At 67.9% G+C, this 14170-nt stretch carries 14 protein-coding genes; 4 read left to right on the forward strand and 10 right to left on the reverse strand.

Going from position 1 to position 14170, the window contains the following annotated elements:
• Positions 1 to 11 precede the first annotated feature (11 nt).
• The 6 genes from AC3IPP_RS16865 to AC3IPP_RS16890 all read right to left on the reverse strand — a co-directional run bounded on the left by AC3IPP_RS16865 (position 12) and on the right by AC3IPP_RS16890 (position 4769).
• Complete coding sequence (locus AC3IPP_RS16865) at positions 12 to 809, reverse strand: succinate dehydrogenase iron-sulfur subunit (protein WP_087141321.1); 798 nt, start codon at positions 807 to 809, stop codon at positions 12 to 14.
• A 12-nt stretch (positions 810 to 821) separates the two neighbouring features.
• Entirely contained in the window at positions 822 to 2606 is a 1785-nt protein-coding gene (gene sdhA, locus AC3IPP_RS16870) for a succinate dehydrogenase flavoprotein subunit (RefSeq protein WP_087141322.1), read from the reverse strand.
• 7 nt (positions 2607 to 2613) lie between these two features.
• Positions 2614 to 3009: a succinate dehydrogenase, hydrophobic membrane anchor protein gene (locus tag AC3IPP_RS16875; protein WP_087141323.1), complete on the reverse strand. Its 396-nt coding sequence runs from the start codon at positions 3007 to 3009 to the stop codon at positions 2614 to 2616.
• On the reverse strand, positions 3006 to 3467 hold the full coding sequence (sdhC, locus tag AC3IPP_RS16880) for a succinate dehydrogenase, cytochrome b556 subunit (protein WP_489149780.1): 462 nt from the start codon (positions 3465 to 3467) through the stop codon (positions 3006 to 3008). The genes AC3IPP_RS16875 and sdhC overlap by 4 nt, the downstream gene beginning before the upstream one ends.
• 130 nt (positions 3468 to 3597) lie before the next feature.
• Positions 3598 to 4011, reverse strand: coding sequence for an HIT domain-containing protein (locus AC3IPP_RS16885; protein WP_489149781.1), 414 nt, complete (start codon positions 4009 to 4011; stop codon positions 3598 to 3600).
• Positions 4008 to 4769, reverse strand: a complete 762-nt coding sequence (locus AC3IPP_RS16890; protein ID WP_489149782.1) for an EcsC family protein — start codon at positions 4767 to 4769, stop codon at positions 4008 to 4010. The genes AC3IPP_RS16885 and AC3IPP_RS16890 overlap by 4 nt, the downstream gene beginning before the upstream one ends.
• A 127-nt stretch (positions 4770 to 4896) precedes the next feature.
• On the opposite strand from AC3IPP_RS16890, the gene mdh reads away from it, so the two are divergent.
• Positions 4897 to 5859, forward strand: coding sequence for a malate dehydrogenase (gene mdh, locus AC3IPP_RS16895; protein ID WP_087141327.1), 963 nt, complete (start codon positions 4897 to 4899; stop codon positions 5857 to 5859).
• 158 nt (positions 5860 to 6017) lie between these two features.
• Here the strand turns inward: mdh and zapE are convergent, their stop codons facing one another.
• On the reverse strand, positions 6018 to 7130 hold the full coding sequence (zapE, locus tag AC3IPP_RS16900) for a cell division protein ZapE (RefSeq protein ID WP_489149783.1): 1113 nt from the start codon (positions 7128 to 7130) through the stop codon (positions 6018 to 6020).
• A gap of 149 nt (positions 7131 to 7279) precedes the next feature.
• Here zapE and AC3IPP_RS16905 point away from each other — a divergent pair, with 149 nt between their 5' ends.
• The 3 genes from AC3IPP_RS16905 to AC3IPP_RS16915 all read left to right on the forward strand — a co-directional run bounded on the left by AC3IPP_RS16905 (position 7280) and on the right by AC3IPP_RS16915 (position 10048).
• Positions 7280 to 8326 carry an aspartate-semialdehyde dehydrogenase gene (locus AC3IPP_RS16905; protein WP_313575467.1) on the forward strand — a complete coding sequence of 349 codons (1047 nt, stop codon included), beginning with the start codon at positions 7280 to 7282 and terminating at the stop codon, positions 8324 to 8326.
• Between the two features lie 104 nt (positions 8327 to 8430).
• Positions 8431 to 9435, forward strand: coding sequence for an EamA family transporter RarD (gene rarD / locus AC3IPP_RS16910; RefSeq protein ID WP_489149784.1), 1005 nt, complete (start codon positions 8431 to 8433; stop codon positions 9433 to 9435).
• Positions 9436 to 9469: 34 nt separating this feature from the next.
• A complete protein-coding gene (locus AC3IPP_RS16915) occupies positions 9470 to 10048 on the forward strand; it encodes a Cif family virulence factor (RefSeq protein WP_087141330.1) in 579 nt (192 codons plus the stop codon).
• Positions 10049 to 10057: 9 nt separating this feature from the next.
• Here the strand turns inward: AC3IPP_RS16915 and AC3IPP_RS16920 are convergent, their stop codons facing one another.
• The 3 genes from AC3IPP_RS16920 to AC3IPP_RS16930 all read right to left on the reverse strand — a co-directional run bounded on the left by AC3IPP_RS16920 (position 10058) and on the right by AC3IPP_RS16930 (position 14162).
• Positions 10058 to 11203 (reverse strand): serine hydrolase domain-containing protein, encoded by a 1146-nt coding sequence (locus AC3IPP_RS16920; protein ID WP_489149785.1) that lies wholly within the window; start codon positions 11201 to 11203, stop codon positions 10058 to 10060.
• 31 nt (positions 11204 to 11234) lie between these two features.
• On the reverse strand, positions 11235 to 12875 hold the full coding sequence (locus AC3IPP_RS16925; protein ID WP_489149786.1) for a M28 family metallopeptidase: 1641 nt from the start codon (positions 12873 to 12875) through the stop codon (positions 11235 to 11237).
• Between the two features lie 72 nt (positions 12876 to 12947).
• Complete coding sequence (locus tag AC3IPP_RS16930) at positions 12948 to 14162, reverse strand: BaiN/RdsA family NAD(P)/FAD-dependent oxidoreductase (RefSeq protein WP_489149787.1); 1215 nt, start codon at positions 14160 to 14162, stop codon at positions 12948 to 12950.
• Positions 14163 to 14170 lie beyond the last annotated feature (8 nt).

The following is a 14170-nucleotide window of genomic DNA, read 5'->3' on the forward strand; positions in this document are numbered from 1 at the left end:
GACCGGCTGGATCAGGCGGCCGTCTTCTTGCGGGACGGCGAAACCATCAGCTTCTTGGTCTCGGCGATCGCCTTGGCCGGGTTCAGCCCCTTGGGGCAGACCTGGGCGCAGTTCATGATCGTGTGGCAGCGATACAGCTTGAACGGGTCTTCCAGGTCGTCGAGGCGCTTCTGGGTCGCGTCGTCGCGGCTGTCCGAGATCCAGCGGTAAGACTGCAGCAGGGCCGCCGGGCCGAGGTATTCTTCCTGGTTCCACCAGTAGCTCGGGCACGAGGTCGAGCAGCAGGCGCACAGGATGCACTCGTACAGGCCGTCCAGCTTTTCGCGGTCTTCGGGCGACTGCAGGCGTTCCTTTTCCGGGTCGGGCGTGTCCGACTGGAGGTAGGGCTGGATGGAGTCGTACTGGGCGTAGAACAGCGACAGGTCCGTCACCAGGTCCTTGACCACCGGCTGGTGCGGCAGGGGGGCGATGGTGATGTTGTGCGACGAGCACTCGTCCCAGCCCTTGGTGCAGGCCAGGGTGTTGCTGCCGTCGATGTTCATCGAGCACGAGCCGCAGATGCCTTCACGGCACGAGCGACGGAACGACAGGGTGGGGTCGATCTCATTCTTGATGTGGATCAGGGCGTCCAGAAGCATGGGGCCGTGATCGTCGGTCGAGACCTCGTACGAGTCCCAGCGCGGATCGGCGTCCGTCTCCGGGTCGTAGCGATAGACCTTGTAGGTCTTGACGTTCTTGGCGCCGGCCGGAGCCTTGTGGACCTTGCCGGTCGTGGGCTTGGAGCCGCGCGGGAGGTTGAGCTGAACCATCTGCGATCCCCCTTAGTAAACCCGAGCCTTGGGCTCGATGTACGAGACCTCGTCGGTCATCGTGTATTTGTGCACCGGACGGTAGTCGATCTGGACGCCTTCGCCCGGACGTTTCCACGCCAGGGTGTGCTTCATCCAGTTGACGTCGTCGCGGTCCGGATAGTCCTCGCGGGCGTGGGCGCCGCGCGATTCCGTGCGGTTGGCCGCGCCTTCGATGGTGACGACGGCCTGGGCGATCAGGTTGTCGTACTCCAGCGTCTCCACCAGGTCCGTGTTCCAGATCAGGCCGCGGTCCGTGGTCTTGATGTCCGAACCGGCGGCGTCGATCGAGCGCAGCTTCTGGACGCCTTCGTCCAGGGTCTTGCCGGTGCGGAAGACGGCGGCGTCGGCCTGCATGGCGCGCTGCATCTCAAGACGCAGGTGCGCCGTGGGAGTCGAGCCCGAGGCGTTGCGGAAGCGGTCGAGGCGGGCCAGGTGCGCGTCCGTCTGGGCCTTGGAGGCCGAGGGCACGGCCGAGTTCTTGTCCACGACCTCGCCGCAGCGCAGGCCGACGGCGCGGCCGAACACCACCAGGTCGGTCAGGGAGTTGGAGCCCAGGCGGTTGGCGCCGTGCACCGAGACGCAGGCGGCCTCGCCCACGGCCATCAGGCCCGGAACCACGCTGTCGGGGTTGCCGTCGCGCAGCGTCAGCACCTCGCCGTGATAGTTCGTCGGGATGCCGCCCATGTTGTAGTGGACGGTCGGCAGGACCGGGATCGGCTCCTTGGTCACATCGACGCCGGCGAAGATCTTGGCCGATTCCGAGATGCCCGGCAGGCGCGCGTGCAGGATCTTGGGATCCAGGTGATCCAGGTGCAGGAAGATGTGGTCCTTGTTCGGACCCACGCCGCGGCCTTCGCGGATTTCGATGGTCATGGAGCGGCTGACCATGTCGCGCGGGGCCAGGTCCTTCACGGTCGGCGCATAGCGCTCCATGAAGCGTTCGCCTTCCGAGTTGGTCAGATAGCCGCCTTCGCCGCGGGCACCCTCGGTGATGAGGCAGCCGGCGCCGTAGATGCCGGTCGGGTGGAACTGCACGAACTCCATGTCCTGCAGCGGCAGGCCGGCGCGCAGCACCATGGCGTTGCCGTCGCCGGTGCAGGTGTGGGCCGAGGTGGCCGAGAAGTAGGCGCGGCCGTAGCCGCCGGTCGCCAGCACCACCATCTTGGCGCGGAACTGGTGAAGTTGGCCGGTGTCGAGCTGAAGCGCGGTGACGCCGGTGCAGGCGCCGTCCTGCATGATCAGGTCCAGGGCGAAGTATTCGATGAAGAACTTCACCTCGCGACGGACCGACTGGCCGTACAGGGTGTGCAGGATGGCGTGGCCGGTGCGGTCGGCGGCGGCGCAGGTGCGCTGCACCGGGCCTTCGCCGAAGTTGCGGGTCATGCCGCCGAAGGCGCGCTGGTAGATCTTGCCTTCGTCGGTGCGGCTGAAGGGCACGCCCCAGTGCTCAAGCTCATAGACGGCCTGGGGCGCGTTGCGGACCAGGTATTCGATGGCGTCCTGGTCGCCCAGCCAGTCCGACCCCTTGACGGTGTCGTACATGTGCCACTGCCAGCTGTCCTCGCCCATGTTGCCGAGCGAGGCGGAGATGCCGCCCTGGGCCGCCACAGTGTGGGAGCGGGTCGGGAAGACCTTGGTGACGCAGGCGACCTTCAGGCCCTGCTGGGCGGCGCCGAGGGCGGCGCGCAGGCCCGAACCGCCGGCGCCGACGACGACGACGTCGTATTCGTGATCGATAAGCTCGTATGCAGCCATGGCGGGATCAGACTCCGGCCGGCAGCGGGGCCGAGCCCAGCGCCAGACGCACGATGAAGAAGATGCTGGCGGCGGCCAGCACGAGGAAGACCAGGTTCGAGACCAGGATCAGCGACGAGCGGGAGGGGCCGGGAACGTAGTCCTCGAGGATCACCTTCCAGGCCAGGCTGGCGAACAGGCAGAAGACCACCGCCGTCACGGCCAGAAGCCCGGCGTTCAGCGTGCTGCCGAACCAGGCGATGATCGCGCCGTAGTCGGCGCCGGCCAGGGTGAAGCCGGTCGACAGGACCCACAGGCCCAGCGGCATCAGCGCCAGAAGCGCCAGCTTCTCGAGTTTCCATTCCCCGGCGCCGTGACGCTCGGAGATTTTCACATTGTTCTTGAACTTGGGCGCGGCGCTCACAGCGAAACCTTTCCGGTGGCGAACAGCACGACCCAGAACAGGACGGCCAGGACGATCGGACCCCAGACGGCGATCTGGGCCATCAGGTTGGCGGACTTGAGGTCCAGCCCCTTGCCCGCGTCGTTGATCAGGTGGCGCGCGCCGTTCAGCAGGAAGGAGAACAGCACCCACGTCAGGCCGAACCAGATGAACAGGCCGAACGGCGAACCCGAGAAGGCGGCGAGCGAGGCGAAGGCGTCCGGGCCGCAGGCGACGACCGCGACCCAGCCCAGCAGCAGGACGACGCCCACGCTGGCCGCGCCGATGGTGACGCGGAACAGGATCGACGCGACCATGGTCATGTGCCAGCGCCAGATATCGGTGAAGGGCGACATCGGTGCGACGTGCCCATTGGGGTGACGGACGTAGCGGCCCGTCCGGTCGCCAGTTTCGCCCGCAGCCGGGGGAGTGTTCGACATGCGAATGATTCTCAAAAAACCCGTGGAAATTCAGGGCCGGATTGCAGTGCAACAGGCTTTAGTGACGCAGAAGGGGGGGTGTCAACGAAGGGGGGCGATTCCGAACGAAAGTCGGTCCCTAAGTCTTGGATCAGAAGGATGCGACGTGCGTCAGGGCCGCATCGCGCGTTTCGGTTGTGCAAGGAACCGCCCCTGGCCGACCCCAGACCGGGTCGGGCCACAGGGGGTCGTCGCGGCGGCGGCCGACGACATGGACGTGAAGCTGGGCTGTGACATTGCCCAGGGCGGCGACGTTCAGCTTGTCGACCGGAGCATCGCGCAGAGCGCCCAGTGCACGCACCAGGGCGCCGGCGCGAACGATCTCCTCGCTCAGAAGGGCGCGCTGTTCGGGCGTCAGGTCTTCCAGCTCGACCGCGCCGGCCACGCGGGGCAGCAGGATCACCCAGGGAAAGCGGGCGTCGTCCTGAAACCGCACCTGGCACAGGGGCCAGTCGACGGCGAAGACAGAGGCGGCCTCGAAGGCGGGGTCGGCGGTGAAGTTCATGCGGCGTCCTGATCGGCGAGAAGGCGCAGGCGATAGGCGTTCATCGCCGTTTCGGCCAGGCGCTGGGTCAGGCGCCAGTTGACCACGGCCCCGATCGGCGCGCCGACCAGGGGCAGCATTTGGGCCAGCTTGGCCACGTCGATGTAGTCGCGATACTCCAGCTGGAACTTGCGCCAGTCGAAGATCTTCAGGGCGTCTGGGTCATGCGAGGCGTGCATGGCGGCCTCCAGCGCGGCCAGGGCTTCGGGTCGATGCCGGGCGCTAGAGAAGGCCAGCTGGAAGATGCGCAGGACGATCATCCGCTCCTTCAGGTCGCGGCTGGAGTAGCCGTACAGGGCGGCGATCTCGAACAGCATCTTGACCTTGATGGCCATCAAGGCCGGAAAGTCCGCCGCCGCCATCAGGAAGCCCCCGGCCCCCGCCACCCCGCCCTCGACGCTGGCGGTGGTGCGATACAGCTCGATGCGCGTGCGGACCCTGGCTTCGCGCTCCTGCAGGGCGCCTTCGGCCAGGGGGCGGGCGGTGGTCCATTCCGATCCGGCCAGCAGGCCGCGCGTCATCTGCTGGACGGCGCCGGTCACGATCTCGTGCACGCGCTCGGGAATGACGCGGTTGATGCGGTCCTGGATCGCGCGGGTGGTCTTGTCCCACAGGCCGGGTCGTTTCAGCTGGCGGTCGCGCCAGGCCAGGGCCTCGGCCAGGGCGCGCGCCTCATAGGCGGCGTCCGTCATCGGGGGAGCGTCCGTGGGTTTCGCCATGGCCGCAGCCTCGCAGGCCCCGACGAAAGGCGCAACGCGGAACGCTTGCCGCGACCCGCCGACAGGTCTAGACCGCCGTTCCAGCGACTACCGTTTCGCACACGCAATATCGACTGGAGAGACCTGAATGGCTCGCGCGAAGATCGCCCTTATCGGCGCCGGAATGATCGGCGGAACCCTGGCCCACGTGGCTGCGCGTGAAGCGCTGGGCGACGTCATCCTGTTCGACATCGCCGAAGGCACCCCCCAGGGCAAGGCTCTGGACATCGCCGAAGCCTCGGCCGTCTTCGGTCAGGACGTGGCCCTGAAGGGCGCCAACGACTACGCCGACATCGCGGGCGCCGACGTCTGCATCGTCACCGCCGGCGTGCCGCGCAAGCCGGGCATGAGCCGCGACGACCTGATCGGCATCAACCTGAAAGTCATGAAGGCCGTCGGCGAGGGCATCAAGCAGCACGCCCCCAACGCCTTCGTCATCTGCATCACCAACCCGCTCGACGCCATGGTCTGGGCCCTGCAGAAGTTCTCAGGGCTCCCGAAGGAAAAGGTCATCGGCATGGCCGGCGTGCTGGACTCGGCTCGCTTCGCCTACTTCCTGGCTGAAAAGACCGGCGTCTCGGTGCAGGACATCCACGCCTGGACCCTGGGCGGTCACGGCGACGACATGGTGCCGATGGTGCGCCACTCGACGGTCGGCGGCCTGCCGCTGCCGGACGCGGTCGCCGCGGGCTTCCTGTCGCAAGCCGACCTGGACGCCATCGTCGAGCGCACCCGCAAGGGCGGCGGCGAGATCGTGGCCCTGCTGAAGACCGGCTCGGCCTTCTACGCCCCGGCTGAATCCGCCATCGCCATGGCCAAGTCCTACCTGCTGGACCAGAAGCGCGTCCTGCCGTGCGCCGTGTGGCTGTCGGGCGAATACGGCCTGTCGGACCTCTACGTCGGCGTCCCGGCCCTGATCGGCGCCGCCGGCGTCGAGAAGGTCATCGAGTTCACCACCAACGACGACGAAAAGGCGATGTTCGCCAAGTCGGTCGCCTCGGTCCAGGGCCTGATCCAGGCCTGCAAGGACATTGAACCCTCGCTGGCCTAAGGCCAGCGGGCGCTAACGCGCGGCTCGCGGAGCCGCGCTGCTTGAGCGTCTAGGCGTCTGAATTGGAAAGGGGTCGTGCTGAAAGGCGCGGCCCTTTTTCGTGCGCCATCCCTAGAAACCGCTCATCCAAGCGGATGCCGGGATGAGCGGAAGGGGCGCTATGCCGCTTCGGCTTCTTCCCGTTGCTCCAGCCAGGCCTCGCTCTGCATCTCGTTGAAGCGCGATACCGTCCGCTCGAACTCGAAGGCGCCGACGCCCTCGGTATAGAGCGCTTCGGGCGCGGCCTGCGCCAAGACGACCAGGCGGGTCTTGGCCTCGTAGAGCGCATCGACCAGCGTCACCAGGCGACGGGCCTCATGATGGTTCGCGGGGCTGAGCAAGGGCACGTCGGCCAGGAACAGGGTGTGGAAGCGCCGGGCGACGGCCAGATAGTCCTGCGGCCCCAGCGGGCGGCCGCACAGCTCGCTGAAGGTGGCGCGCGCCATGCCGCCGACCGTGCGTTCCAGCTTCACCTCGCGGCCCAGCACCGGCAGGGCGATGGGCTCTTCCGGCTCGCCGCCCTTGAGGTCGGACCACAGGGTCTCGAAGCCTTGCCGCGCCTCGGCGTCCAGGGGCGAGAACCAGACCTTGGCTCCGGCCATGCGGTCCAGGCGGAAGTCGCGCGCGCCCGCCGTCTCGACCACGTCGCAGCGCTGGCGGAGAATGTCGATGAAGGGCAGGAAGAGCTGGCGGTTGATGCCGTTCTTATAGAGGTCTTCGGGCGCGCGGTTCGAGGTGACGGCCAGCACCACCTTCTTCTCGAATAGGGCCTCGAACAGACGGCCCAGGATCATGGCGTCGGCGATGTCGGTGACCTGAAGCTCGTCGAAGCACAGCAGCCGCGCCTCTGAGGCGATCAGGGCGGCGATCGGCGGAATGGGGTCGTCCCCCTTGCTGGTCCCGAAGACGTCCTTGCGGCTGCGCGGCGTGCCTTCGCGCCACTGTTTCACCAGATCATGGATGCGCGCCATGAAGGCGTGGAAGTGGGCGCGGACCTTCTTCTGCTCGGGCGTCGAGGAATAGAAGAGGTCCATCAGCATGGACTTGCCGCGTCCGGGCGGGCCCCAGATGTAGATGCCCCTGACCTCGGGCAGGGCGCCGAACAGCCCCTTCTTCGACAGGTCGGTCTCCAGCCGTTCAAGCGCGCCGATCAGGGCGGCCTGGGCCGGTTCGGGCGTGATCACGCCCTCTTCCACGCGGATGTCGTAAGCGTTGCGGATACGGGAGGTCATGGCCAGCAGATAGCCCTCGGATGGGGCCGGGGGAAGGCGGTCGCGGATTCCGGCGGCGAATTGGAGGATTCTGGTTGCTTCGCGACTGCGAAGGACCCAAATGCAGAAGCGTTTCTCCCAAACGCCCCCGAACAAAGGATGATTTCATCATGGGCTATCGCGTCGCCGTCGTAGGCGCCACCGGCAATGTCGGTCGGGAAATCCTGACCATTCTCGAGGAAGAGAACTTCCCCGTTGAACAGATGCACGCGATCGCCTCCCGAAAATCCAAAGGCGTCGAGGTCTCCTTCGGCGACAAGACCATCAAATGTCAGGACATCGAGCAGTTCGACTTCTCGAGCGTCGACCTGGTGCTGATGAGCGCCGGCGGCGACGTCTCGCGCGCCTGGTCCGAGAAGATCGGCAAGGCCGGCCCCATCGTCATCGACAATTCCTCGGCCTTCCGTCAGGATCCGGACGTGCCGCTGATCGTGCCGGAAGTGAACCCGGACGACGCCAAACTGGCGACCAAGAAGAACATCGTCGCCAACCCCAACTGTTCGACCGCTCAGCTGGTGGTGGCGCTGAAGCCGCTGCATGACGCGGCCAAGATCAAGCGCGTCGTCGTCTCGACCTATCAGTCCGTCTCGGGCGCCGGGAAGGAAGGCATGGACGAGCTGTGGAACCAGACCAAGGCCATCTACGGCCTGGGCGACGCCACGCCGAAGAAATTCCCCAAGCAGATCGCCTTTAACGTCATTCCCTACATCGGTTCGTTCCGCGACGACGGCTATACCGACGAGGAAGCCAAGATGTGGGACGAGACGCACAAGATGCTCGACCCGTCGATCAAGCTGACCGTGACCTGCGTCCGCGTGCCGGTCTTCGTCGGCCATTCGGAAGCCGTGACGGTCGAGTTCGACCGCCCGATCGAACCGGACGAGGCGCGCGAGATCCTGCGCGAGGCGCCGGGGATCCTGGTCGTCGATAAGCAGGAACACGACGGCTACATCACCCCGGTCGACGCTGCGGGCGATCACGCTGTCTATGTGTCGCGCATCCGCAAGGATCCGACGGTCGAGCACGGCCTGTCGTTCTGGGTGGTGTCGGACAACCTGCGCAAGGGCGCGGCCCTGAACGCCGTGCAGATCGCCCAACTGCTGGACGAGACCGGCGTCATCTCGCCCAAGAGCGGCTACCGCACTTTGACAGTCTAAGAGGCCCTAACGCCTCGCACGCGGTGCGAGGCTGCTTGAGGGCGGTTTGAGCACTCCATGATCCCGCCGCGTCGGCGATGCGGCGGGGATCGAAAGGTTTCAGCGTGAGCGCGTCTTCTGCTCCTCCTGCGTCCGAAGCCCGCGCCGCCCTGGCGGCGGGGGTGCTCTGCTACCTGCTGTGGGGTTTCATTCCCCTCGTGTTCCAGCAGATGGCGCACCAGGGGGCCGACGCCTGGGAGATCATGGGCCACCGCGCCGTCTGGGGCCTGGTCTGGGCCCTGATCCTGGTCATGCTGTCGCGGCAGTGGACCCAGGTGGTCGCCGTCTTCCGACAGCCCAAGGTGCTGGGCTGGCTGGCCCTGTCGGCGGTGCTGATCGCCGCCAACTGGACCACCTACGTCATGGCGGTGAACAACGGCCGGACGCTGGACGCCTCGCTCGGCTATTATCTCAATCCGCTGCTGAACATGGCCGCCGGCGCCTGGTTGTTCCGTGAGCGGATCGACCGCTTCGGCGCCGCCGCCATCGGCCTGGCGGCGGTGGGCGTGGTGCTTCAGGCCGTCGCCCTGGGCCATATGCCTTGGGTGTCGCTGCTGCTGGCCTTCAGCTTCGCCGGCTACGGCATCATCCGCAAACGGGTCTCGGTCGACGCTCAGACCGGCCTGTTCATGGAATGCCTGCTGCTGGCCCTGCCCGGCCTGGCCTGGGTCGTCTTCATCGAGGCGACGGGCCAGGGCCATTTCACCGCCTCGCCCGCCGCCACCGCCTGGCTGCTGTTCGCCGGACCGGCGACGGTCATCCCTCTGGCCCTGTTCGCCTGGGCGGCGCGGCGGATGCCCTTGTCCAGCATGGGGTTCCTGCAGTTCCTGGCGCCGACCATCGTCTTCTTCATCGGCGCCTTGCAGGGCGAGGCCCTGGGGAGTCTGCGGATCGCCTCCTTCGCCTTCATCTGGGTCGGAGCCGCCGTCTTCGCCCTGGGCGCCGTGCTCAAGGTGCGTCGCGCGTCGGACACCGCCGAGACCATCGTGGCGCCCGAACCGGGCCTGCTGGACGACCCGGCCGAGGATCGCATGGACGCTCTTGGCGAGAATCCGCCGCCTGCGCGTTGAGGTCGGACGCCGTCCCGGCCTAAAGAAGAAGGCGATGATGATCTGTTCCCGCTTCCTCGCCGCCGCCGCCGCATCCGTTCTGCTCGCCGGGGGGACTTCGGCCTGCGCCCATGGCGTGGTCCAGACCGGCGGCGATGAAGTGATCCGCACCGCTCGCGTCGGGGTTAGCCGCGAGGCCGCGCCTACCGCCGCGCCGGGCGCGCCCGTCGCCGTGGCCGCCCCGCCGACCACGGCCGAGACCTTCGACGCGGTCAGCGACGCCCTGGACGCCGCCGCCGCCGCCTGGACCTCGGGTCAGGTGGACGCGGTCATGGCCACCTATGTTCACGACGAGCCGTTGCTGGTCTTTCTGGGCGACACCCCGCTGAAGGGGCCTGATAGCGTGCGCGCCGCCCTGGACGCCCGCGCGGCGGCGCCGGGCGGGCTGGGAGCGCTGTCCTATGAGTGGTTCGAGACCATGCAGTTCGACGTCAACACGGCGGTGGTCTCGGGGCGTGCGGTGATGACGCGCGACGGCAAGACCCATCGCGGCCTGTTCACTCGCATCCTGCGCCGCACGGTCGACGGCTGGCTGATCGTCCACGACCAGCTGGCCTGGGGGCCGGAAGCCTAAGACGCCGCCCTACAAGGCCGTGTAGAGCGCTTCGACCAGCCGCAGGGCACGCGGATCGCCGAGCAGGTGGGGCGATTGGCGCGTCATGACATAGGCGGCCGAGACCCCCGCCGCCTGATCCGCCAACGCCATCGATCCGCCCCAACCGGTATGGCCGACCGTTGTCGGGTTGGGGCCGAAGATGTTCAAGCCTTCGTTGCGCATGAACCCGGCCGCCCAGTTCATATGGAACGGCACGACCTTATCCGGCCCGTGGATGCGTTCGCGCGTCGCCTGGGTCAGGGTCTCTTCCGACAACACGGCCAGATGATCCAGCGAGCCGCCGGTGGCGACGATGGACATCATCCGCGCCAGATCGCGCGCCGTGCCGTGCAGGTTGGCGGAGGGAATCTCCGCCATGCGCCACTCGGTCGAGCCGCGTCCGCCGGGCGCCGAGCCGCGATCCAGGAAGGCGGCCTTCTTGATCGCGTCGATGGGGCCGAGGTCCGGTGCGGCGGCGGGTTTGCGAAGTTGCGCGACGCGGCCGTGCTCGGCCTCAGGCAGGCCGATCCACAGATCCAGATCGAACGGCTGGGCGAAGTCTTCGCGCAACGCCGTCCCCATGGTTCGCCCGTCGACGATGCGGAACAGCTCGCCCGCCAGATAGCCGATGGTGATGGGGTGATAGCCGGACGCCGTCCCCGGCGCCCATAGCGGCGTCTGGGCCGCCAGCTTATCCAACACCGCCTGACGGTCGAACCAGATGGCCGGTTCGACGCCGTCGGAGAAGCCCGGCAGGCCGGACTGGTGGCTCATCAACTGACCGACGGTCAGCTGGTCCTTGCCCGCCGCGCCGAAGGCGGGCCAGTGGTCGGCGACCCGGTCCTCATAGGACAGCAGCCCCTTGTCCACGCACCGCGCGATCATCAGGGCCATCACCGCCTTGCCGGTCGAGAAGACCGGGACCAGCGTGTCCTCGGCGAAGGGCTTGGTCCCTGCCAGATCGGCCGACCCGGCCCACAGGTCCACCGCCACCTCGCCGTCGATGGTCACGCTGAAACGCGCGGCCAGTTCGTTCAGCCCCTCGGGCGCGTCGGTGAAGTTGGCGGCGAAGGCGTCCTTCACCGCGTTGAAACGCGGCGGGCAGACGCCGTGGAGTTCGGTGAGGCTGGTCATGGATGCGGTCTAGCGCCTTGGCGGCTTCACGTCACTTGCGAGCGGACGCCGAGGCGTTGCGGGCGCCTTCGAACTCGTCGCCCGGCTTCCACGCGGGCCAGTCGCGCGAGTTGGCCAGGTCGCGGCCGACTTCATACAGCAGCTGAACATCGGCGGCGGCGGCGTCCATTTTCCACTGCGGCGTCCATTCGTCCGAAGGCTGATGATAGCGGTTGGCGACGTAATCGCGGCTGGCTTCGTTGTGGCCGGTGAAGCCCGCAGCGGCGAACAGGGCGGGCACGCCCTTGCGCGCCAGCGGGAAGTGGTCCGAGCGGTAGAAGGCCCCCGCGTGCGGCGCAGGATCGGGGATCAGGCGGCGTCCCTCGCGCGCGGCCAGAACCGCCAGCCGGTGGTCCAGATCGTTCTTGCCCGCGCCGATGACGACGATGTTGGGGTCGATCTCGGTCCCCGGCAGCAGGCTGTCCATATTGATGTTGGCGACGGTCGTCTCCAGCGGCCAGACCGGATTGGCGGCATAGTATTCAGCGCCCAGCAGGCCCGTTTCCTCGGCCGCCCAGCTGATGAAGACGGTCGAGCGTTCGGGGCGCGGCCCCTCCGCGAACAGGCGGGCGATCTCCATGACGCCCGCGACGCCCGTCGCATTGTCGATGGCGCCGTTATAGATGTCGTCGCCGTTCTTGGGCGTGGCGCGGCCATAGGCGTCCCAGTGGGCGCCGAACATCACCGTCTCGTCCGGATATTGGGTTCCGGGCAGGCGGCCGATGACGTTGCGCGTCTCGACCCGGTCGGCCTTCTGGCCGAAGTCGATGGACATGCTCACGCCGTCCAGCGCCACGGGGCGGAAGTCGGGGGTGCGCGCCTGATCCTTCAGGGCGGCGAAGTCCAGCCCGGCGTCCCGGAACAGCTGTTCGGCCACAGCGCCCTGAATCCAGCCTTGCGCCGCCACGCGCTCCTTGTCCGGGTCGGCGCGGACGATGTCGAACTTGGGCGCGGTCGAGGAATTCTCCAGCGTCGACCACGGATAACCCGCGCCCGGCGTGTCATGGATGACCAGAACGCCCGCCGCGCCGTGCGCCGCCGCCACCTGGAACTTGTAGGTCCAGCGGCCATAGAAGGTCATGGCCTGGCCGTCGAACTTGCCATTGATCGGATGGCCTTCGGGCGCGCCGAAGTCGGGGTCGTTGACCAGCACCAGCATGATCTTGCCGGTCAGGTCGACGCCCTTGTAGTCGTCCCAGCCGCGCTCGGGCGCGTCCACGCCATAGCCGACGAAGACCAGCGGCGCATCGGTCAGGGTGATGCGCTGCACCGGCCGGTCGGAGGAGACGATGACGTCCTTGGCCCGTTGCAGTTCGGTCGTGCGGCCGTTGGAAGAAACGCTGATGGCGGCGGGGCCGTCCTGGCTGGTGCGGCTGACCTGGGCCACCTGGACCCATGATCCGTTCGGGCCGCCGGGTTCGAGGCCGAGCGCCTGGAACTGCTGCGACAGCCACTCGATGGTGCGGTCTTCGCCGGGCGTGACGGGCGCACGACCTTCGAACTCATCAGACGCCAGAACGCGGGTCGCCTCGTTCAGCCGGGCCGGGTCGACGCGGCCGGCTTGAGCGAGCGCGGAGGTCGAACACATCAGGACAGCGATCAGGCCGACGGCGGCGGAACGGGGCAGGGACATGGGCAGGCTCGACATCTGAAATGTTTGCGCCACGCTGCCCCCTGAGGCCGCCGCTGTCGACCCCGAAAGACTTCAGCGCCCGTCCAGCCAGACGCGCACGCCCTCCGCTGCGACAACGCCCGAGGCGAACGAGGCCTGGAGCAGATAGCCGCCGGTCGGCGCCTCCCAGTCCAGCATTTCGCCCGCCGCAAAGGCGCCGGGCCGCGCCTTCAGCATCAACCGCTCGTCCACGGCGTCCAGAGCGACGCCACCGGCCGAGGAGATGGCGCGGCTCAGACCCTGCACCCCGGTCAAGGTCAGGGCGACGCCCTTGATCCGCGCGGCCAGTTCGGCGGGTTCTGCGGGCAGGGTTCCGGCTTCGCGCAGCAGGGCGACGGCCGTTGAGTCCAGCCGCGCGGCCTTGCGCAGCCAGTTCGACAGGCTGTCCTTGCCGCGCGGTTTCGACAGGCGTTGCGTCAGCGCCTCGATGCTCAGATCGGGCCGCAGGTCGAGCGTCAGCACGGTCGATCCGTCGCGCTCCACCGCCTCGCGCAGACCGGCGGACAGGGCGTAGACGCCGCCGCCCTCGATCCCATAGGCGGCGATCATGGCCTCGCCGCGCACGGTGCGGCCTTCATGCGTCAGGGCGACGCCTTTCAACGGCGTCCCGGCGAAGCGGTCGCGGAACAACGGCGACCAGTCCACGTCAAAGCCGACGTTGGCGGGTCGGAAGGGAGCCACGGCGGCGCCGGCCTCTTCTAACGCCGGAACCCATGCGGCGTCCGATCCCAGCTTGGCCCAACTGGCGCCGCCGAGGGCCAGGATCACGGCGTCGGGCCGTTCAATCCGCTCGCCGTCTGGCGTGTCGAAAGTCAGGGCTTCGCCCTGCCAGCCGGTCCAGCGCGAGCGGGTGCGGATCTCGACGCCCAGCCCCTCCAGCCGCGCCAGCCAGGCGCGCAGCAGCGGCGAGGCCTTCATCGCCTTCGGAAACACCCGGCCGGACGAACCGGTGAAGGTCGGCTGGCCCAGTCCCTCGATCCATTCGATCAGATCGGCGGGAGAAAAGGCGTCCAGCCAGCTTTTGATGCGCCCTTGCGCGGCGGCGTCATAGCGGTTCAGGAACGGCTCTGGCGGCTCCGAATGGGTCAGGTTCAGCCCGCCGCGCCCGGCCATCAGGAATTTGCGTGCAACCGAGGGCATCCGCTCATGCACGACGACGCGCAGGCCCGCCTGGGCCAGACGTTCGGCGGCCATCAGCCCGGCAGGGCCGGCGCCGATTACGGCGACTGTGGAGGGGGAGCGCGTCATCGACGCCT

This window comes from Brevundimonas sp. KH_060 (assembly GCF_057838275.1).